General features: G+C 37.1%; 23 protein-coding genes and 1 pseudogene. 22 read left to right on the plus strand and 2 right to left on the minus strand.

The features are described from left to right. Positions 1–59: 59 nt before the first annotated feature. The 10 genes from AC806_RS01730 to AC806_RS01765 all read left to right on the plus strand — a co-directional run bounded on the left by AC806_RS01730 (position 60) and on the right by AC806_RS01765 (position 8251). On the plus strand, positions 60–1313 hold the full coding sequence (locus AC806_RS01730; RefSeq protein WP_041591751.1) for a quaternary amine ABC transporter ATP-binding protein: 1254 nt from the start codon (positions 60–62) through the stop codon (positions 1311–1313). Continuing rightward, positions 1306–3033: an ABC transporter permease/substrate binding protein gene (locus AC806_RS01735; protein WP_069028618.1), complete on the plus strand. Its 1728-nt coding sequence runs from the start codon at positions 1306–1308 to the stop codon at positions 3031–3033. The genes AC806_RS01730 and AC806_RS01735 overlap by 8 nt, the downstream gene beginning before the upstream one ends. Positions 3034–3164: 131 nt before the next feature. Continuing rightward, on the plus strand, positions 3165–3404 hold the full coding sequence (locus tag AC806_RS11615) for a hypothetical protein (RefSeq protein WP_081497478.1): 240 nt from the start codon (positions 3165–3167) through the stop codon (positions 3402–3404). Positions 3405–3425: 21 nt separating this feature from the next. Continuing rightward, positions 3426–4256: a polysaccharide pyruvyl transferase family protein gene (locus AC806_RS01740; protein ID WP_231960504.1), complete on the plus strand. Its 831-nt coding sequence runs from the start codon at positions 3426–3428 to the stop codon at positions 4254–4256. A 60-nt stretch (positions 4257–4316) separates the two neighbouring features. Further along, complete coding sequence (locus AC806_RS01745; RefSeq protein WP_069028619.1) at positions 4317–5408, plus strand: polysaccharide pyruvyl transferase family protein; 1092 nt, start codon at positions 4317–4319, stop codon at positions 5406–5408. Between the two features lie 21 nt (positions 5409–5429). After that, entirely contained in the window at positions 5430–5672 is a 243-nt protein-coding gene (locus AC806_RS01750; protein WP_014123770.1) for a GlsB/YeaQ/YmgE family stress response membrane protein, read from the plus strand. Positions 5673–5785: 113 nt separating this feature from the next. Next, entirely contained in the window at positions 5786–6784 is a 999-nt protein-coding gene (locus AC806_RS01755; protein WP_069028620.1) for a nuclease-related domain-containing protein, read from the plus strand. A gap of 342 nt (positions 6785–7126) precedes the next feature. Next, positions 7127–7294 carry a hypothetical protein gene (locus AC806_RS11980; RefSeq protein ID WP_164966992.1) on the plus strand — a complete coding sequence of 56 codons (168 nt, stop codon included), beginning with the start codon at positions 7127–7129 and terminating at the stop codon, positions 7292–7294. Between the two features lie 70 nt (positions 7295–7364). Further along, positions 7365–8066 (plus strand): NAD(P)H-dependent oxidoreductase, encoded by a 702-nt coding sequence (locus tag AC806_RS01760; protein WP_069028621.1) that lies wholly within the window; start codon positions 7365–7367, stop codon positions 8064–8066. Continuing rightward, positions 8066–8251, plus strand: a complete 186-nt coding sequence (locus AC806_RS01765) for a hypothetical protein (protein WP_014123778.1) — start codon at positions 8066–8068, stop codon at positions 8249–8251. Before AC806_RS01760 ends, AC806_RS01765 begins: the two co-directional genes overlap by 1 nt. Positions 8252–8284: 33 nt before the next feature. On the opposite strand, the gene AC806_RS01770 is transcribed toward AC806_RS01765, so the two are convergent. Further along, entirely contained in the window at positions 8285–9442 is a 1158-nt protein-coding gene (locus AC806_RS01770; protein ID WP_069028622.1) for an NAD(P)-dependent malic enzyme, read from the minus strand. A gap of 160 nt (positions 9443–9602) precedes the next feature. On the opposite strand from AC806_RS01770, the gene AC806_RS01775 reads away from it, so the two are divergent. Beyond that, positions 9603–10052, plus strand: coding sequence for a flavodoxin (locus AC806_RS01775; RefSeq protein WP_083207537.1), 450 nt, complete (start codon positions 9603–9605; stop codon positions 10050–10052). A gap of 145 nt (positions 10053–10197) precedes the next feature. Here AC806_RS01775 and AC806_RS01780 read toward each other — a convergent pair whose 3' ends face one another. Then, positions 10198–11367, minus strand: a complete 1170-nt coding sequence (locus AC806_RS01780) for an AI-2E family transporter (protein WP_069028623.1) — start codon at positions 11365–11367, stop codon at positions 10198–10200. 249 nt (positions 11368–11616) lie between these two features. Between AC806_RS01780 and AC806_RS01785 the strand changes: the two genes are divergently transcribed. The 11 genes and pseudogenes from AC806_RS01785 to AC806_RS01835 all read left to right on the plus strand — a co-directional run bounded on the left by AC806_RS01785 (position 11617) and on the right by AC806_RS01835 (position 21848). Beyond that, positions 11617–12648: a peptidoglycan DD-metalloendopeptidase family protein gene (locus AC806_RS01785; protein WP_069028624.1), complete on the plus strand. Its 1032-nt coding sequence runs from the start codon at positions 11617–11619 to the stop codon at positions 12646–12648. Between the two features lie 276 nt (positions 12649–12924). Beyond that, entirely contained in the window at positions 12925–13221 is a 297-nt protein-coding gene (locus tag AC806_RS01790; RefSeq protein ID WP_050989746.1) for a helix-turn-helix transcriptional regulator, read from the plus strand. Positions 13222–13750: 529 nt separating this feature from the next. Further along, positions 13751–14539: a coiled-coil domain-containing protein gene (locus AC806_RS01795; RefSeq protein WP_069028625.1), complete on the plus strand. Its 789-nt coding sequence runs from the start codon at positions 13751–13753 to the stop codon at positions 14537–14539. 30 nt (positions 14540–14569) lie between these two features. Then, the gene (locus AC806_RS01800) at positions 14570–15502 is read left to right on the plus strand and encodes an LCP family glycopolymer transferase (protein ID WP_069028626.1); all 933 of its coding nucleotides are present in this window, start codon (positions 14570–14572) and stop codon (positions 15500–15502) included. 14 nt (positions 15503–15516) lie between these two features. Next, a complete protein-coding gene (locus AC806_RS01805; RefSeq protein WP_014123786.1) occupies positions 15517–16317 on the plus strand; it encodes a YveK family protein in 801 nt (266 codons plus the stop codon). Between the two features lie 12 nt (positions 16318–16329). Then, positions 16330–17031, plus strand: coding sequence for a CpsD/CapB family tyrosine-protein kinase (locus tag AC806_RS01810; protein ID WP_069028627.1), 702 nt, complete (start codon positions 16330–16332; stop codon positions 17029–17031). 18 nt (positions 17032–17049) lie between these two features. Beyond that, positions 17050–17802, plus strand: a complete 753-nt coding sequence (locus AC806_RS01815) for a tyrosine-protein phosphatase (RefSeq protein WP_069029366.1) — start codon at positions 17050–17052, stop codon at positions 17800–17802. 139 nt (positions 17803–17941) lie between these two features. Next, entirely contained in the window at positions 17942–18922 is a 981-nt protein-coding gene (locus tag AC806_RS01820) for an NAD-dependent epimerase/dehydratase family protein (RefSeq protein ID WP_069028628.1), read from the plus strand. A 14-nt stretch (positions 18923–18936) separates the two neighbouring features. Then, the gene (locus AC806_RS11815) at positions 18937–19560 is read left to right on the plus strand and encodes a sugar transferase (RefSeq protein WP_038025554.1); all 624 of its coding nucleotides are present in this window, start codon (positions 18937–18939) and stop codon (positions 19558–19560) included. 26 nt (positions 19561–19586) lie between these two features. Beyond that, a pseudogene (locus AC806_RS11820) lies at positions 19587–20018 on the plus strand (CpsB/CapC family capsule biosynthesis tyrosine phosphatase); the annotation flags it as partial. A 12-nt stretch (positions 20019–20030) separates the two neighbouring features. After that, a complete protein-coding gene (locus AC806_RS01835; RefSeq protein WP_069028629.1) occupies positions 20031–21848 on the plus strand; it encodes a nucleoside-diphosphate sugar epimerase/dehydratase in 1818 nt (605 codons plus the stop codon). The last annotated feature ends 4 nt before the right edge of the window (positions 21849–21852 follow it).

Below are 21852 nucleotides of genomic sequence, written 5' to 3' on the forward strand. Positions count from 1 at the left end.
ACTTAATTAATTGATGGCAAATATTCCATTTTTCAATATAGAAAGGAAGAGTGATCACTTTGAGTAAAGTTCGAGTAGAACATCTGACTAAAGTATTTGGTCGAAGAACCCAACAAGCACTCGATCTAGTAAAAGAAGGAAAATCAAAACAAGAGATCCTAAAAGAAACGGGCGCTACAGTTGGTGTGCATGACGTTAGTTTTAATGTAGAAAATGGAGAAGTCTTTGTGATCATGGGGCTATCTGGAAGTGGGAAATCGACTTTGATTCGTCTGATTAACCGTTTGATTGAACCAACTTCAGGTGAAGTTTATATCGATGATCAAGAAGTATCTAAGATGTCGAAAGAAGATTTACGTGAAGTTCGTCGTAGCAAAATGAACATGGTTTTCCAAAACTTTGGTCTTTTCCCCCAACGGACGATTCAACAAAATACCGAGTATGGACTTGAAATACGAGGTGTGGATAAGGAAGAACGCCGGAAAAAAGCAGAAGAAGCGCTAGATAATTCCGGCTTGCTTTCGGTAAAAGATCAATACCCCAATCAATTATCTGGTGGGATGCAGCAACGGGTTGGTTTAGCACGTGCTTTAGCGAATGATCCAGAAGTCTTGTTAATGGACGAAGCTTTCTCTGCTTTGGACCCCTTGATTCGTCGGGATATGCAAGATGATTTGTTAGATTTACAAGAAAGAGTACAAAAAACAATTATCTTTATTACTCACGATTTGGATGAAGCTTTACGGATTGGTGATCGGATCGCTTTAATGCGTGACGGGAAAATTATGCAAATTGGTACCGGTGAAGAAATTCTAACCCATCCTGCCAATGATTTCGTTCGTGAATTTACCGAAGATATCGACCGTTCGAAGGTTTTAACAGCAGAAAATATTATGGAACCTGCGCTTATTAGTAATGTCGAAACGGATGGGCCCAATGTTGCCTTACAACGTATGCGTAAAGAAGAAGTTAGTATGTTACTAGCTGTGGATAGAAAGCGTCATTTAAAAGGGAGTCTAACTGCTGAAAAAGCTTTAGACGCTCGTAAAAACGAGAAGCCTCTTAGAGAGGTTGTCGAAGAAAATGTACGAAAAATACAGAAAGATACCTTAGTTACAGATATTTTCGATATGATTTATAATTCACCGGCACCACTAGCGGTGGTTGACGAAGAGGACCGTGTTGTAGGCGTTGTGGTCCGTGGTAGTGTGATCGGTGCAATGGCTGATACTGGTGAAGTAGAAGAAAATAAAGAAGAAACAACGAATGAGAACGAAACGACGGAGGACGAAGGAGTGGACATAGATGTTTGATTTTTTACAACAACAAATCCCACTTGCCCAATGGATTGATGCCGGGGTAGACTGGTTAACACAACATTTATCAGGGCTTTTTTCCTTCCTTCAAACAGTAGGGCAAGCAGTAATGGATTTTATGACCAATACATTGTCAGCTGTTCCACCGTTATTATTGATGGTATTACTAGCGATTACAGCTTATTTTGTTTTTCATCGTAAGTGGTGGATTCCCATCATCGTCTTTTTAGGGTTATTACTTATTTACAACCAAGAAATGTGGCAAGATTTACTCAATACTGTAACGCTGGTAATTATTTCAAGTCTAGTGGCGATTGTTATTGGCGTGCCTTTAGGTATTTTGATGTCTAAAAGCGAAGTAGCCAAAAGCATTATTCAGCCGATTTTAGACGTTATGCAGACTATGCCAGGTTTTGTTTATTTGATTCCAGCCGTAGCTTTCTTTGGTGTAGGGATGGTACCTGGCGTATTTGCTTCAGTGATTTTCTCATTGCCGCCTACTGTACGGATGACCAACCTAGGGATTCGTCAAATTTCTACTGAATTAGTGGAAGCTTCAGACTCTTTTGGGGGGACACCTTGGCAAAAATTATTTAAGTTGGATTTGCCTTTAGCTAAAGGCAGTATCTTTGCCGGTATCAACCAAACAATTATGCTGGCTCTATCAATGGTTGTTATTGCTTCTATGATCGGAGCACCAGGTTTAGGTGTCGGAGTTCTAGCAGCTGTACAACGTTCTGATGTGGGAAATGGTTTTGTTTACGGTGTTGGTATTGTAATTCTTGCGATTATTATGGACCGTTTCACACAAGCAATGAATCGTCCTTCTTCTCAGCAAGGTCAAAGACTTTCTAAGAAGAAAAGGATGGCTATTAACGGAGCTGTAGCGATTGGCGTTATTTTCTTTGCTGTTTATGGCGTTTATCAAGCTTCATCTGGTTCTAATCGAGGAACAATCACTCTAGGTTATGCCCAACAAGATGACCAAGTGGTTTCAACCAATGTGATGGCTCAGGTTTTAGAAGAGCAAGGTTACAATGTGAATATGACTTCATTAGATATTCCGGTGGTTTGGCAAGCTGTGGCTAACGGTCAAGTAGATGCCAACACGGGAGCTTGGCTACCGATTACCCACCAGGCACAATATGAAGAGTTTAAAGATGATGTGGATGATTTAGGCCCACATATTGATAAAGAAGCTAAGTTGGGGCTGGTTGTACCATCTTATATGGATGACGTGGATTCTATTGAAGATCTAGATGACCAAGCGAATCAGAAAATCACAGGGATTGAACCAGGTGCCGGTATTGTGTCCGCAACCGATGAAACGTTAGAGGCTTATCCTAATTTATCCGATTGGGAGCAAACCATTTCATCAACTGGAGCAATGAACGCACAATTAGAACGTGCGATTAGCTCAGAAGACGAAATCGTCGTAACCGGTTGGAATCCCTACTGGATATTCCAACGTTATGATTTGAAATATCTAGATGACCCTAAAGGAACCATGGGTGAAGCTGAAAGTATTGATACTATAGCGCGTTTAGGATTAGAAGAAGACATGCCTGAAGCTTATCAAATCTTAGATAATTTTGAATGGGAAGCATCAGACATGGAATCAATCATGTTAGATATTGAAGATGGTGCGGACCCAGAAGATGCTGCTAGTGATTGGATCGATGAAAATCGTGATAAGGTAGACAGCTGGGTAGAATAAAATAACTTTTAATAGAGCAGGCTTCCTGCTCTATTTTTTTAAGCTTTTCTGTCGTGATGGTTTTTGTTGGACAGATATTTTTATAAAAGTTATCCTTTAATTGTAGTCAAGTAAAAAAAGGAGAGATCTAATTGGCAATTAAAAGAGCAATGAATATTGATAATTTAAATTTTGCTTATACGTTAGGACGAGTCTCCTTAACTGAGCTAATTAAACGATTACCAGAAGAACCACGTCGTTTTTATATGTTCGGAATACCAAATTATAATAACTTAGGGGATCAAGCAGTCGCTTATGCAGAAAAAGCTTTTTTCAAAAGAGTTTTCCCTGAAATCACTTATATCGAAATTTTAGAAACACAAACAGACTAAGCAATTAATGAATTAAAACCATTGTTACGTGATAGTGACATGATCGGTTATACCGGTGGTGGAAATATAGGCAATGTCTATTTGGACCATGAAGAACCACGTCGTAAAGTCTTTTCTACTTTTGTAAATAATAAGACCATTTCTTTCCCGCAATCTGTGAACTTTGAAGACACAGAACAAGGGCAAGAAGAATTAAGGAAGAGTCAAGAAGCTTACAATAAAAATCCTAATTTGACAATTGTTGCTAGAGAAACACAATCGTTGGATTATTTTAAAAAGAATTTTGACGCCAATGTGATTTATACTTCAGATATTGTTGCTTCACTTAAACCAGATCCTTCTGAATTTAAACGTGAGGGGGTATTGTTTATCATGCGGCAAGATTCGGAAAAAGTGGTAAATGAAAAATTGCTAGAACAATTAAGCTATAAACTAAATAATGTTGGCGATGAAGTGGCACAAACGGACACCGTTTTACCCTTTAAAGCTTCCGATAGTAATGCGGACACTGCACCCGACTTAGATGAAGTACGCATTTCAGAACGTGGCTGGTTGATCGAGCGTAAATTAGAAGAAATTAAAGCCAGTGAAGCTGTAGTAACCGACCGTTTGCATGGCATGATCTTTTGTGTATTAACCAAAACGCCTTGCTTGGTATTTGATAACAGTTATGGTAAAGCGAGCGCTTCTTATTATAACTGGTTCGAAGATTTGGATTATATAAAGCACACAACTGAAAATGATCCGGATAAATTAGCACCGATGATTGAAGAATTAAAAGGTTATGAACATTCAAATTATCATGACTTTACACATAGTTATGACGAATTAATCGATTTGATCAAAAAATAAAAAGTTGTTGATGTTGACTTGTCTGCGGACAGTTACCTTCAAAGAAGGGAAGATCTTAGTATGACAGCAAACACCTTAGCAGAAATAACGAATTTAAATTTTGCTTATACCATAGAACAACTTTCTTTAACCGAGCTTATTAAACAATTACCAGAAGATCGACAACGCTTTTATATGTTTGGCACACCTATTTACAATAATTTAGGCGATTTAGCGATTAGTGAAGCACAGAAGCGATTCTTTGCTGAAAACTTTCCAGAAATTACCTATATTGAGATTACCGAACCGCAGACAGAACAGGCGATTGAAGAATTATTACCACTGCTGCGTTCTGATGATATGATTGGTTACGTTGGCGGGGGAAATATTGGCAATTTGGACATTACGCATGAAATTGTTCGTCGCAAAGTCTTTTCTACTTTTGTTAACAATAAGACGATCTCTTTTCCGCAGTCTGTCTATTTTGAAGAAACAGAAGAAGGACAAGCAGAACTGCGCAAAAGTCAGGAAGCTTATAATAAAAATTCGAATTTAACCCTAGTTGCAAGAGATACGCAAACGCTAAGTTATTTCCAAAATCATTTTGAAGCAGAGGCTATTCTTACGACAGATATGGTTTTACTATTACAAGAAAAACTTTCTGAAACTAAGCGAGATGGTGTACTGTTTATCATGCGAGAAGACGCGGAAAAAGTTACATCAGATGAGCTGATAGAGCAGTTAACTGCTAATTTAAAAAGCATTGGGGATAAAGTAGAAGCAACAGATACCGTGCTTTCCTATAAAGCTTATGATGTAAAATCGAAAAATAATCCTTCGCTTGATATTGTAAGAATATCCGAACGTCATTGGTTATTGTCACTTAAATTAGAACAGATCAAAGCCAAAGAAGTGGTAGTAACGGATCGTTTGCATGGCATGATTTTTTCGGCGATTACTCAAACCCCATGTCTTGTATTTGATAACAATTACGGCAAAGCAAGTGCTTTTTACTATGATTGGTTGCAAGATTTGGATTACATTCAGTACACGACAGAAAAAGATCCGAAAAAATTAGCAGCCAAGGGGAATGATTTGAAAAAATACGAGCATTCAGATACACTTGATTTCTCGCATAGTTTTGATGTTTTAATCGATTTGATTAAAAAATAAAACGGAAAGGAGAGATTTACTATGGGTTGGTTATGGACAATCATTGTTGGCGGTGTGATCGGCGCGATCGCTGGTGCTATCGCTAACAAAGGTGAATCAATGGGCATTATCTTTAATGTGATTGCAGGCCTTGTTGGTTCCTCACTTGGACAAGCGCTTTTTGGAAGCTGGGGTCCTGCAATTGGTGGAATGGCAGTCATTCCTTCTATTATTGGCGCGATCATTGTCGTGGCTGTCGTATCATTTTTCTTAGGTAGAAGATAGATAGTAAAATCGTCTTGAGCAGTTTTTTGCCAAGACGATTTTTTTATGTAAAAAAATTTCTCACGCTATTTTTGCGTACTTATTAATAAATGAGTTTTAATAGGAGGCGCAAAATGAGAAAAGAGTCACACGAATTACAATGGCTAGAAACGGTCAGTCAACGAAAACAATTGACTGAAGAACAGCGACGAGCTTTACAAAGGTCGCAAAAAGGATTTCTAGGAGAACAGCAAATGGACCAACTTGCCGAAATGTTTTTATCAGGAAAGGTACTTGTCATAGATGACATTACACTACGATACCAAAATACAGTTGTCCAAATTGATAAATTGTTGATTATTGGAAACACTATCTATGTCATTGACGTGAAATTTTATCAAGGCAACTATATCTTACAAAATAATAGCTGGATATGTGGCGGAAAGTTTTTAACTACAAATATCTTGGAACAATTAAGAAAAGCTATGCGGGTAATCGTCAATATTTTTAGAGAACAGCAAATCGATTTGGAGGTAAAAGGCGTACTAGCTTTTTTGAACCCAAAATCAAGTATCCAAATAAAAGATCAAATCCCAGAAACTGTATTATCATTTAATGAAATTCCTGCCTGGCTATTAGGGTTAAATCAACAAACAGCCAACGAATATTACTATGATTGTCAATCAGTATTATTTCAGTATCGGATAGACAACTATCGTAGCCAACGTACTTTATCGATCGAAGAAGAAAAGCAATTACAAAAAGGAATTCGTTGCTCTCGCTGCCATCAGCTTAAAGTGGTGGATAAAAGACATACAGTTAGATGCGATTGCGGTTATGTTGAACCCAAAGAAACAGCTTATACTCGCACAATCTGCGAATTCGGCGTTATTTTCCATGATCAAGATTTAAAGCTAAAAAAGCTAAAGGAATTTTTTGGCGAGCAGGTGGATGAACATTATTTGAAGTATATACTTAAAAGACATTTTGTTTCAATTAAAAGTACGCCTAAGAAGAAGTTTGGCCATCAGAACAAAGGAATAATATTTGATTATTGGTTTGAAGACCAAATAAGATACTTTAAAAAACTAGAAAAAAGAATAGACTGGAGCACTCCAATTTTAAAAAATTGAATAAGGGAAAAGGAAAAGCTTACTCAATATTTACAAAACGAGTAAAGAAAGGCTAAAGCGTTACTCAATAAAAAAATGTTGAGTAAACGATTTGCGTTTCATTACTCAAAAAAGCTCAAAAAATTTAAGAAAGTAGATAAAACGAAGCGAAACGGAGAAAGTTGAGTAAGGGAGATGGAAAAGCTTGCTCAATATTTACAAAACGAGTAAAGAAAAGCTAAAGCGTTACTTAATAAGAAAATGTTGAGTAAACGATCTGTGTTTCACTACTCAATAAGCAAAAATCAAAAAATTGACAGCTCTAGCTAGACTTGTTAGCTTACAATAAAAGAGGTGACAGAAATGATAGGAAGAAGACGAGCCACTAAAAACTGGGCGCAAGCTTCAAAGAGACTGCGCACCGGACAAAAATCACAATCGAAGAAAAAACTGACAAAACAACAACGCAAAAAACAAGCTAGAAGAAAAGGTACGATGATAGGAGCTATTCGTTCAGCTTTTAGAAAATAAACAAGCTGTTCAACTGACGGAAGATGGGTGAGCTGTTATAATGTTTACGACAAGGAGGCGTTTGGACGTTATGAAGACGCTTATTATCGTATCTCATCCGGAAATTGATGAATCTGGCAGCCAGCAATATTTAAAAGAAGCTTTGCCAAATTCTTCAGACATTACTTTTCATCATCTGGAATCAACTTATCCAGAGGGTAAGATTGATATCGAACAAGAACAGCAACTCTTACAACAACACGATCGGATTATTTTCCAATTTCCATTGTACTGGTATTCTTCGCCGCCTATGCTAAAGCATTGGCAAGATGAAGTCTTAACTGAAAATTTTGCATACGGCTTTGGCGGAAACAAATTAAAAGATAAAGAACTAGGATTAGTTTTGGTCATTGGTATGCCCGAAAAAGAATACCAGGTCAGTGGTAATGAAGGTTATACACTTAGTGCTTTAACCACCCCTTATCAAGCGATGGCTAAAAAAACACAGATGAACTTTTTAAAACCTTTTCTCATTTTTCAATTCCACTATATGGAAGAAAGCGAAAAAATGCGGATGTTAATCGCCTATCAACAGTATCTGATGATTGAAAACTTTGATACCCTACGAGCAAAAGAAAGTTGGTTCTTACAACAACTTGATGATATGGATGAGAAATTTTTACCCGATGGCAGCCAATTCATTTTAGATCAGATCAAAGAATTGATCGAAGATAATCGCATGGAATTGGATGAAATCCAGATGTATTTGGAACAAGCAGGAGAGTCTTTATAATGGAAGAAAATATTCAATGGTCATTAGACCAGCTGGACCAATTAATAAAAGATAGCCACGACTATAAACAAAAAGCCTTATTAATGGGGATAAAAGATTTACTCTTAGAACAAGAAAAACGTACCGAACAAATTCAAGGACAATTGGACGGTACGCTTTGGTCCCCCAATGATTGGGGAAGTTAAGGAGATTGCCGCTAAATCAACGGCGATCCTTTTTTATTTTGTTGCGCTATCCGAAACACTTTTGGCAACAATATCTACAACATCGGGATGAAAAACATCAGGTATAATGTAATCAGTACTCAATTCATCTTCAGGAATCACAGCTGCTATTCCTTTAGCAGCGGCGATTTGCATCTCATCAGTAATGTCACTAGAACGGGAATCTAAAGCACCACGGAAAATTCCAGGAAAAGCTAGAACGTTGTTGATTTGGTTAGAAAAATCAGACCGCCCAGTTCCGGTAATAAATGCCCCATGTTCTTTAGCGGCATCTGGCATCACTTCAGGTGTTGGATTAGCCATAGGAAAAAGAATCGGTTTTTCATTCATATCTTGAATCCATTCTGGATCTAAAACATTAGGCGCCGAAACACCAATGAAAACATCCGCACCCTTCAACGCTTCGTGCAAATCTCCTTTTTTATGAGATAAATTAGTGACCTGAGCAATTTCTCGATGACGCTCTGCTAAATCAGAAGCGTCGGATGAAATGATTCCCGTTTTATCTACTAATAAAACATCTTTAGCACCAGCAGCTAACAATTTTTTCGTAATCGCAATACCAGCCGCACCACCGCCATTAACCACAATTTCTACTTCACTAAGATCTTTTTTCGTTAGTTTTAGCGCATTAAATAAAGCAGCTAAAACAACAATAGCTGTTCCATGTTGATCGTCATGAAAAACAGGGATATCCAATTCCTCTTTCAAGCGACTTTCAATTTCAAAACAACGTGGCGCCGCGATATCTTCTAAATTAATGCCACCAAAAGTAGGCGCTATTGCTTTGATATGAGAAATAATTGCTTCGGTATCCTGAGTGTCTAAACAAATAGGAATCGCATCAATATCCGCAAATTCCTTAAACAAAATCGCTTTACCTTCCATAACCGGCAAAGCAGCTTCCGGACCAATATTGCCTAAACCCAACACTGCAGAACCATCCGTAACCACTGCGACCATATTTTTCTTGGAAGTATAGTCATAAACTGCATTTTCATTTTTGGCAATCGTACTACTGACTTCAGCAACTCCTGGTGTGTAAGCAATCGCTAAATCTTCTCGGCTTTGTACCGGAACTTTAGATTTTATTTCAAGCTTCCCACCTTTTTCTTGGCTAATTTTCAGCGCTTCTTTTTTTACATCTGCCATTTATTTTTCCTCCTTCAATTTATCTCTATATCTATTGTGAAATAAAAAATTTACTTTGGCAAGCTAATTAAAAAAACACAACATGCTTTTTCTAAAAGTTTCTTTTATATTGTGATATAATAAACTTGTTAAAATTAACTTTAGAAAGGAAGAGATTAACGTGTTAGCTAAAATTGTATACGCTACCATGACGGGAAATACAGAAGAAATATCGGAAATTTTAGAAGAAGAATTCCAGCAACAGGGGGTAGAAGTCACACGCATGGAGGCTGATGACGCGGATGACGCAGACGAAGAAGCTTTTACCGACGCCGATATTTGTGTTATCGCGACCTATACTTACAATAATGGTAAAGTCCCGGATAACTTTGTTTACTTCAAAGAAAATTTAAGAGAACAAGATTTGCAAGGAAAAATTTATGGTGTAGTGGGTAGCGGGGATAAAGAATATCATTTTGCTACCTATTGTTTTGCTGCCGATACATTCGATGAAGATTTCAAGCAAGCAGGAGCGAAAAAAGGAGCTGATGTAGTAAAAATTGACAATAAAGCGGATGAAAAAGACAAAGGAGTGTTAAAAGAATTTGTTATAAATTTAATCAATGCATAAAGTTTTAGAAAATATGACAACTCATTCTCGTTTTATATAACTAAAGCTCTATAAAGATGCACTGAATCAACATCTTCATAGAGCTTTTTTCGTTATTCTCAGGTATTAAAAGTGATAGAAAAAAGCCAATTGACTTTCTAAAAGATTATTCACTTTGTCTATCTTTTTGTGTTTCATATCTCCCGTTATCTTCACTAAAGAAACGATTATATCTTTTCTTAAAGCGATCAAAAAGATATTGTACACCGATTTTAAGTAGACTGTAAATCGGAATCCCGAACAAGACACCGACAAAACCGAGCAAGTCTCCCATAACCAGTACAACTAACAAAATTGTAAGAAAATGTAGTTGCAATTTATCGCCCATCACGCGCGGCATCACAAGATTGCCATGGAGTGCTTGAATCACAAACCAAGCGATCACAAAGATGACGGCTTCTAAAAGTGATTGTTGAAAAGCGATAATCAAACCAGGGAAGAAGGAAATCACTGAGCCGACATATGGAACAATGCTTAAAATCCCTACTAAAAAGGCCATCACGGTAGCGTAATTTAAGCCGATTAATAAGAATGTTACCCAATACATGATCCCTAAAACAGCGCTGGAAACAAGCTGTCCTTTTAAGTAAGCACTGAGTTGTTCATCACTTTTTTTGACTAACATGGTGAAGTCATCCCGGAAGTTGGGTGGCACAATTTTTAGGACGGATTGGGAAAATCTTTCCGTATCTTTTAATAGAAAGAAAGCCAACACTGGACCGATAAATAAGGTCATAGCAGTTGCGGAAACGGCTGAAAAGACACTACCTAAACCGGATAAACCTTCTTGCCAATTATCTCCCAAAGCAGATAGCGTGTTTTTAATTAAATCATTAGCAGAGTTGGCTAAATCATCTAATTGATCTTGGAAAGGTAACTGTCCGACAATGGATCGGAAATTTTCTTGCACGCTATCCAACATGGAAGGAAATTGCTGCACTAACTCTTGACCTTCGCGTACCAGCGAACGAACCCCGAAAAATCCTAACACACCAATTAATAAAATAGCCAGGACATAAATCAAAGTAACCGCCCAGGTCCGTGACATCTTCTTTTCTACCCAACTAACAAAAGGCTTAAATATATAATAAATAACAATAGCAAAAATTATTGGGGGTAGAAAGGTGAGTAAAATCGTAATAAAAGGTACAAAAATAAATGAAACCTTATTTACAAGAAAAATAGCGATAGCACTTAAGATAATTAATCCAAGGATATAATAGGAAGTTTTTCCTCCTAAAAACTGGATTAAACGATTCGTTTTTTTCTGTTCCATGTACCAAGCTCCTCCTTAAAGTAGTTAAACATTATCATTATAGGAAAAAACAAAGAAATTCTCAAACAATAGCCATTTAAAATCGAGAATAGTTTATCAAATAGTCTAACACAGAGAATGAAAAGCGGATTCTTTCTCCATGTTTTTAATATAAATACTCTTACTTCATCAAAAATTTGCCGCAAAAAAGTAAATCGCATCTTTTGCGTACTTTATTAAAGAAAGCAAAAAATGATGGAGGATGAATTTATGAAAAAAACAATCAAATGGAGTTGTTGTTTATTGGCATTATTGCAATTTTCAACAGGCACAACTAGGGTTATGGCTGATTCGTTTAAAGAAACTAGCGTAGAAAAAATGAGCCAACCAGCAACAAAAAATCAAAAAGAAAAAGGAGATCAAACGACTTGGCAACTGATCACTTCTTTAGGAGAAGAGGCCAGAGAAATTGCGCAAGAAGAAGATTTATACGCTTCAGTTATGCTAGCTCAAGCCATTCTAGAATCAAATAGCGGGCAAAGCCAGCTGAGTCAAGCACCTTATTATAATTTATTTGGGGTCAAAGGACAAGGCGCTTCTTTCAAAACTTTAGAAGAAGATAGCCAGGGGAAAATGTATACAACACAGACGACATTTAAAAAGTATAATAACTACGAAGATTCTTTAGGTGATTATGTAAAACTCATCAAAAATGGCATTATTGGCGATAAAAATTTTTACCAAGGAAGTTGGAAGACAAACGCAGAAAATTACCGTGTGGCAACACGATTTTTAACAGGTCGCTATGCGACTGACCATAAATATCATGAGAAGTTAAATCAGCTGATCGAAGACTATGAGCTCACACGTTATGACCATAAACAGACTTTAGTTTCTGAAAAAGCTGACTATATCCGACCACTCGATGCTTTTAAATTGACTTCAAAATACGGCAAACGTAATGATAGTTTTCACAGAGGTGTTGACCTAGCTGCACCCCAGGGAACAAAAATCAAAGCAAGCAGAGAAGGAAAAGTGACACGTGCTGCATTTCATCCATCCTGGGGAAATTACGTTACAGTTCAGCATTCTGACGGCTTAACTACGCTTTATGCCCATTGTGAGAAAATAAATGTCGAAGTAGGGCAACTTGTCGAACAAGGAGAAAAAATCGCTAGCGTTGGCTCCACCGGACATAGCACAGGGCCACATTTACATTTTGAAGTCAATCGTTCGCAAAATTTAGAAAAAGAGCAGCTGCTGGATCCGGTGGAAGTGTTGGAAGAAGAAGTCTTTGAATGATTTTATGAAGAAATATGATTTCATGTTTTTCTAGAGAAATCAGCAATTGAGGAAGGGAACTTTCAAAAGCTGTTTTTGAATTGATGAATATTTTTCATACGCTGCCTCAATTATTTTATAAATGAAATGGTTGTTATAATGAGTTTATTAATGGTATAAAATGCAAAATTGACGATTTGTAGCTTATAGGCTACAATAACGAGAGAAATAAGGGATGCTAGCCAAAAATAGAAAACGTTCATTTTTTGCAAATAAACCAAAAAGGGGATGAGAAAGTTGAGTAAAGTTGATCAATATATTGCTGATTATTCGCAAAATGATCCAGATTTTAAGCAAGCAATACAAGTTGAAGATACAATATACCAGTTGGCACAAACTGTTCGACAAGTTCGTAAAAGAAATGGATTAACACAGAGTGAATTGGCAGAGTTATCAGGCATTAATCGTGTAACGATCTCAAAAATAGAAAATGCTGATATGAATCCATCTTTCGCGTTGGTAACGCAGCTTTTAAATAGTATACAAACTTCTATTGAGTTTAAAACTAAAAATGATGAAAAAGTGACTTTGTAAGCTGTGCTTATGTCTTTAAGTGAAGAAAAACAAATTGTTGTATAAATTTCAATTTACTTAACTAGCAAAATGAAACAAGCAGTAGGAACAGGTGAAAAATGTTCTTGCTGCTTGTTTTTTTATAAAAAAAATTGACCTTTTTTGATGTTATTTTTTTAGAGAAACACAACAGCAAGCTCGAATGTTTAAACTTTCTAATTGAACTAAAAATCTTACTTACAACTAATACAAAAAAAATTACTAAAAAGAAGTATGATAGTTTCTATGATAAAAAAACATTAGTCATAATCTTATGTATACTTCTCAGAAAAATAAAAATATAAAACAATAATAAGATTTGTTTGTAAGCGTTATTAAATAAAAATTTCTAATCTTTTTAAAATAAGGTAGTGTTTTTTTTATCATTCACAAAGTTGGTATAAAAGAAATTTTTTTTAATAACCCTTTTTATTTGGTCTTGTTTTAGATACACTAATAATGTTGTAACTGAAATTTGAAATTTCTGTGAAAAAGGAGTGTTTATTTCTTAATGGAAAAGCCATTGTTTAAACATGCCGGTGTATACGTAACAGCAATTCTTGCACTGGGGATTTGTGTGGGAGGTTACTATGTAACAAACCAAAGACAATATCAAGAACGTGTGGCTTATGCGAGTGAAGCAGGGTCGCAAGCAAAAAATGAAATTCAAGAGTTCGCGCAACAAACCGAAGAGCTCTATCAAGAAGATGAGCCGGAGCTATTAGATGAGAAAGCTAGTGTGTCAGAGGTATCTTCTCTACAAAGTGAAGTGAATCGAATTCAAGTTTCAGCTGAAGATTTTCAAATTGAAGAAGATTCGATGCCTGAAGATTTGGAAGAAGTCGCTACGGAAAAAGAAGACCTTAGCAATCGTTTAACAGAGGCAAATGATAAGTTACATATGCAAGAGCAAATCGATGCTTTTTTTGATGAAAAGACACCTAATTGGCAAGAACTTACAGAAGATGTCGTCATTAAAGAGGGTTTGCAACAAGAAGCTATCGATGAAGTTAGTGAAAATTTTAGTTTCTTTTCAGAAGATCAATGGCTGGAATTAGCTAAGTCTTATGCCCAAAGTGCAAGTGAGCAGTTGCAAAATATAGAAGAAATTCAAAAGAAGCTAAATGATGCTAAAGAGCAAGAAATTACTTATGAGCAGTATGCTAACTTGGCTGCTCAGATTGAAGAAGTTCGTAACTCAGGACAACAAGAAGAATTTGAACAAGCAGCAGACGAATTAGGACAACGATTTGGGGTATCTACAGAGGCGGCTGCAGCGGAAAGTACAGAAACTTATTAAAAATGTTTCACTTAAACGGAGGAAAAGAATATGGCAAGAAGAAGCCACAAAAAAACAAGCGGCGGAAAAAAAGTTCTTCGCATAGTACTCATTGTGTTACTTATTTTAGTTTTAGCAATTGTTGGAGCCGTAACCAAGCTTTATTTTGATGTTTCAGGTTCAGTGGATCGGACCTATGAGTCAGTCGATCGAGACAATGGACGAGATGTGAACTTCAGCGATGAAGAACCGTTCAGCGTTTTGCTCTTGGGAATCGATACGGGTGATTTAGGACGAACTGAACAAGGACGTTCTGATACCATGATGGTCGCAACCGTCGATCCACAAGAAAATAAATCGACGCTAGTAAGTATTCCTAGAGATACTTATGTTGATATTGTCGGACATGATACTCAAGATAAAATCAATCATGCGTATGGTTTTGGTGGAGCACCCATGTCGATGGATACTGTCAGTGAGTTCTTAGATATTCCAATCGATCATTATGTTTCCATCAATATGGAAGGAATTAAAGAATTGGTGGACGCAGTCGATGGCGTTGACGTCAATAATGATTTAGCCTTTGAGCAAGATGGTCATACTTATAATTTCGGAAAAATTCATATGAATGGTGAAGAAGCCTTAGGGTACTTGCGTATGCGTCATGAAGATCCTGAAGGAGACTACGGACGACAGAAACGGCAACGTAAAGTAGTTGAAGCTGTTATTGATAAATCTCTTTCGCTTTCCGGAGCGACGCAATACCGCAGTATTTTAGATGCGATGGAAGACAATATGAAAACCGACTTAAGTTTTGGCGATATGAGAAGTATTGCCCTTGATTACCGCGGAGCCTTTTCAAATATTGACCAATTGCAATTACAAGGAGAAGGCTTCAACCAAGACGGCGTTTCTTATCAGCGAGTCGATGAAAATGAATTAAAAGAAGTGCAAGAAAACTTACAGGAACAACTAGACCAATAGAAAGTGGAGAAAAAATGGAAGAGACGATTAGTTTAAGTGAAATTTTCGACGTATTAAAAAAATATTGGACCACCATTTTAACTAGCTTGTTTGCTGGTTTGGCCTTAGCTGCTGTGGTTACATTTTTTATCATGACACCGCAGTATAACTCAAGAGCACAAATGATTGTAGCTTTGCCCCAAGATGAAAATTCGGATGAGAGTCTAAATACAGTAAACTACAACTTACAGATGTTAAATACCTATAAAGATATTATTGAAGAAGGGGACGCTTTGGCAGCTAGTATGCAAGATCGTCTGGCTTCTGACTACGGTTTGGATATGACAATTCGTGAGATTAAAGACAGTATGGAAGTCGAACAATCCGAAGAGTCGCAAATGTTTTCTATTGTGGCTACGGGTGAAAGCGCAGCGGATGCCGAACATATTGCCAATACAGCCGCTGAGGTCTTCCAAGATACGGTCCAAGATGTGTTAACCAATGTTGATAAAATTACCATCGTCTCTCGAGCTTCCGCAAGTGCCAAACCAGCGTCACCTAATAATATGCTGAATCTAGCGATTGGTCTTATCTTAGGTCTGTTAGTGGGGATTGGGTTGTCCTTCTTAATGGAAGTACTCGACCGTACAGTGAAAGATAGTCGCTATATTACAGACACTTTAGGTATGACAGTGCTGGGTACAGTGCCGAAGATGAGCCAAAAAGAAATCGAGGAAACCACTAAAAAGCTCACAAAGGCGAGACAAAATAATGATGATAATGACCAAGGAAATGACGGAGACGACGTGGGTCGTCGCAGCCGTACGCGTGTATAGGAGGGAAATGAGATGAAAAGAAAAAATGAACGCAAAGGCACACAAACACATGCGGTTAGCTTAGTCTCATTGATTGATCCTTCTTCTCCCGTGGCTGAGCAGTATCGCACTATTCGTACCAATATTCAGTTTGCTTCTTCGGCAGACCAACAACTAAAAACAATTGTCGTGACTTCTTCTGGCCCTAGAGAAGGAAAATCATTGTCCTCGGCCAATTTAGCTGCTGTGTTTGCTCAAGCTGGTCAGAAAACACTTCTTGTGGATGCTGACTTACGGAAACCGACGATCCACAAAACCTTTCAAGTAAGTAATGAAGCTGGCTTAAGTACGTTATTAAGTAGCGGAGTAAAAATGGAGGAAACAGTGCAAAAGACGGTAGTGGAAAATTTGTTTATACTAACAAGCGGTCCTAAGCCACCCAATCCTTCCGAACTATTAGGTTCTGCCAAAATGAACCAGATTATGGAAGAAGCACGTAATATTTTTGATATAGTAATTTTTGATATGCCTCCGGTTGTTGCGGTAACGGACGCGCAAATTATGTCTTCTAAAGCAGATGGGACGTTACTTGTCGTGCGGGAAAACTGGACACGTAAGGATGCCTTAAGTAAAGCGAAAGAGCTATTAGATTTAGTGCAAGCCCGCGTCCTTGGGGTAATTTATAACGGTAGCGAACAAGGGAAAGATAAAGCCTACTATTATTATTCGGATTAGCAGGAAGGAACGATGGCTATGATTGATCTACATTGTCATATTTTACCCAATGTGGATGATGGTGCAGGTAATATGGAAACTAGTTTAGCGATGGCGAAAGAAGCTGTCACTCAAGGAATTACCCATATTTTATGTACGCCTCATCATAATAATGGACGTTACGAAAATTCAAAAGCGACGGTAATACCAGCCGTCGCTTTGTTGCAAGCAGAATTAGATAAGCAACAGATTGATTTGACCTTATTTGAAGGACAAGAAGTTCGCATTACAGGTGATTTGTTGCAGGAAATCAAGGATGACCGTATTCTTTTTACTGATTTATCGAATACATATCTATTAATTGAGTTACCTACAATGGATATTCCAGCATACACGGAAGAGCTCTTTTTTGAATTAAGGACACAAAACAAAGTGCCAGTAATTGTCCATCCTGAACGTAATGCTAAATTCAGGGAAGATCCCAATCGTTTACTTCCTTATTTAGAAATGGGTTGTCTGGCCCAGTTAACGGCTCCCAGTTTGGTAGGTACCTTTGGCAAATCTATTCAAAAAACAGCGCAAGAAATGGTAGATCATCACTTAGTCCAGATGGTAGCTTCGGATGCGCACGGAGTGAATAAACGTAGGTTCCATCTGAAAGAAGCCTACGAGTTAATGGAAAATGAAAAAGCAGAGCTAATGCAACAAGTAGCTAAAGATATAATTAATGGAGATGAGGTGAGTTATCCGTCTCCAGAAAAAGTGAAAAAGAAAAAGTTTGGTTTGTTTTAGGGAGTTGTTATTTTTGTGATTTTAACCTTATATAATATCGTATCACGGTACTACTTAAGAACTATACTTTAGTATCGTTATTTTTGAGTATATTGATAACAATTTATATTTTGTTTTTAAGAAAAGCGAGGGGTAATAAATGGAAAGTGTTGTTAAAAGTACAAGGAAGGAAAGGTTTCTAATTACAGGTGGTGCAGGTTTTATCGGTTCTAATTTAGTCAATGTTTTAGTAGAAGAAGGCCATACGGTTACTATAGTAGACGATTTATCTATGGGTAAAAAGGACAATATTGTTTATTCGAAAGCTGTGCATTTTATTGAAGGGTCTGTTACAGATAAAGAATTAATGAATGGTTTATTGATGAACGAAACTTTTGATTATATTTTCCATTTTGCGGCTATTGCAAGTGTTGCTGAGACAGTAAATTCTCCTGTTGAAACCCATGAGATAAACTTTAGTAGTGTTTTGTATTTGCTTGAACTATGTAAAAAGTTCCAGCCTAACTTAAAACGGTTCATTTTTCCGTCATCAGCTGCGGTATATGGTGATATTACGGAGACACCAAAAAAGGAAATTACAAAGGTTAAGCCCATGACTCCTTATGCAGTAGATAAGTATAGTGCTGAACGTAGCGTTATAAATTATTATTATTTATATGGTACACCAACCACTGTAGTTCGTTTTTTCAATGTGTATGGTCCAAATCAAAATCCTAATTCACCTTATTCAGGAGTGATTTCTATTCTGTTAGATCGTTTTTCTAGGTATCAGAGGGGAGAAGAAGTTTCCTTTAACTTATATGGTGATGGTAAACAAACAAGAGATTTTGTTTATGTAAAAGATGTAATTAGAGCACTATCTTACATTATAAATTCACCAAAAACTTTAGGCGAAGTATACAATATAGGAACTAGCCATCAAACGAGTTTGAACCAAGTCATTAGTGAACTTTCTAAGATCTTTAATACAAAATTGCATATAAAAATCTTTGATGAACGTAAAGGAGATATAAGGCTTTCAGTAGCAGACATTGATAAATTAAGAGAACTTGGATTTGAACCGATAAATGGGTTGTATCAAGGTCTATCAAAGTTAGTTAGTTATACGGAGCAGTGTTAGAAGGTGTATAATAAATGGATGAACCTAAATATACGACAAGTAAGGCTAGTAAAAATAGAAAATATTATTTTAAATTTAAACGTATTTCTGAATTTATATTTGCGTTGGTGTTGTTAATTGTTACTTCTCCACTGACTTTGATAGCTATCATTTGTATTATGATTGAAAGTCCGGGGAATCCTTTTTATGTACAAAAAAGAATGGGACTATTAGGGAGAGAGTTTTCTTTATTTAAATTACGTTCTATGTACAAGGATTCTGAAAAAAGTGGAATACAATGGGCTCAAAAAAATGATCCTAGAGTGACTAAAGTAGGTAATATTATACGGAAAAATCGTATTGATGAGTTACCTCAACTACTGAATATCATTTTAGGAAACATGGCTCTTATTGGGCCTAGACCAGAAAGGAAACAATTTGTAGAAGAATTTACTTCTGAAATCCCAGATTTTCCAAAGCGAATGAAGGTAAAACCTGGCTTGACTGGTTGGGCGCAGATTAATGGAGGCTACGATATTACGCCCGAGGAAAAATTGAAGTTAGATCTGTATTATATAAGAAATGTTGGCTTAAGAATTGACAGTGATATTTTTATTAAAACTATAAAAATTGTGTTAACAGGGGATGGGGCACGCTAATGAAAAAAGTATTATTAGTTGGTTCAATTGAGTTACCTACAATGGATATTCCAGCATACACAGAGGAGCTCTTTTTTGAATTAAGAACACAAGGTAAGGTCCCTGTGATTGTCCATCCGGAACGTAATGCCAAATTCAGGGAAGATCCCAATCGCTTGCTCTCTTATCTAGAAATGGGTTGTCTGGCCCAGTTAACGGCACCCAGTTTAGTGGGAACCTTTGGCAAATCCATTCAAAAAACAGCGCAAGAAATGGTAGATCATAACTTGGTTCAGATGGTAGCTTCGGATGCGCACGGAGTGAATAAGCGCAGGTTTCATCTGCAAGAAGCTTATGAGCGAATAGAAAATGAAAAAGCGGAGTTAATGCAACAAGTAGCTAAAGATGTAATTAATGGAGATGAGGTGAGTTATCCTTCTCCAGAAAAAGTGAAAAAGAAAAAGTTTGGTTTGTTTTGAGGAGATGTTGGTGTGTTTGCCTTAACACGAAAAAGGAAAATCGCGATTTTAATTGTGGTTGATTTAACACTTATTGCGTGTGCCACAATCGCAGGTTATTTATTTTTAAATCCATTTATTCCGATCCCTATCCCTCTTATCAGTCGTTTAATAATTTCGAGTATGATCTTGTATTTAATTTTTGGTTATGTTTTTCGTGTGTTTACACGGATTAATCGCTATACCAATTTAAGGGAAATTTTAGCAATCCTATTAGCTACTACGGGAACAGCGCTTGGTAATGCAATTTACTTACTAAGCTTTAGCGAAGCGTTCAGCAAACGACTGATTTTATTTACCTACATATTGTCCGCTTTTTTTATCATTTTAAGCCGTTTAGCTTGGCGCTTATTTGTCGAACGTAGGAATATGCATACAGCTAAAGATCAGCCAGCAAAACGAACACTGATTGTAGGAGCTGGAGAAGGCGGACGAGTTTTATATAATTCTTTGCTTGGATCTAAAACCTCAAGTGACATCCATGTGGTAGGGTTTGTGGACGATGATCCTAATAAGCAAAAGGTTTATCTATCCAATGTAAAAGTGCTAGGGAAAGTCGAAAATATCCCTCAATTAGTACAAAAGTACAATGTGGATATGGTAACAATTGCCATTCCTTCAATCCCAAGGAAAAAGTTACGGGAAATTTTTGACTTGCTTGAAAATAATCAAGTAACCGTAAATACCATGCCATCGATGGAAGAGATAGCTGCAGGTAAGATTAACATCTCCAAGTTAAAAGAAATTGATGTGGTAGATCTATTAGGTCGTGATGAAGCCAAGCTAGATGTGACTTCGATCAAAGATCAAATTACTGATAAAACGATCCTAGTAACTGGAGCAGGGGGATCGATTGGTTCTGAAATTACGCGGCAAGTCATTCAATTTAATCCACGCCAATTAATATTACTAGGACATGGGGAAAATTCGATTTACTTAATTCATCGAGAACTGAGCACCCGCTGCAAAGAAAGGACAACAGAGCTTGTACCAATTATTGCCGATGTACAAAATCGTGAGAAGATTTTTGAAGTTATAGGTAAATACCAACCAGATATTGTCTATCATGCGGCAGCTCATAAACATGTTCCCTTGATGGAATTTAATCCAAAAGAAGCCGTTAAAAATAACGTTTATGGTACAAAAAATGTCGCTGAAGCAGCGAAAGCTCACGCAGTGGAACAATTTGTTATGGTCTCTACGGATAAAGCCAACAATCCACCGAATGTAATGGGTGCAACTAAGCGAATCGCTGAAATGATTGTTACCGGAATGAATGAAAAAGGAACAACGAAATTTTCGGCCGTACGTTTTGGCAATGTCTTAGGTTCACGTGGGAGCGTCATCCCGTTGTTCCGTGAGCAGTTGGCTAATGGTGGACCTTTGACTGTAACAGATTTTCGTATGACGCGTTACTTTATGACGATACCTGAGGCGAGCCGGTTAGTCATTCAATCTGGCGCTTTGGCAAATGGTGGCGAAGTATTCGTTCTTGATATGCATGAACCAGTGAAAATTTTGGATCTAGCCAAAAATATGGTGCGACTTAGTGGTTATTCCGAAGATAATATAGAAATCGTAGAAACAGGTATACGTCCGGGAGAAAAACTATACGAAGAATTGTTATTAGACAAAGAGCGTAGCGAAGAACAAGTGCATGATCAGATTTTTGTAGGAAATGTGAATGGATATTCTTTAGACGAGGTCTTAGAGTTTGTTGATTATTTACCAGATAATGATGAGCAGTTAGCAAATGAAGTCGTTAATTTCGCCAATAGTTCAAATAGATAGGAAA

This window comes from Tetragenococcus halophilus (assembly GCF_001712815.1).
Taxonomy (GTDB): domain Bacteria; phylum Bacillota; class Bacilli; order Lactobacillales; family Enterococcaceae; genus Tetragenococcus; species Tetragenococcus halophilus.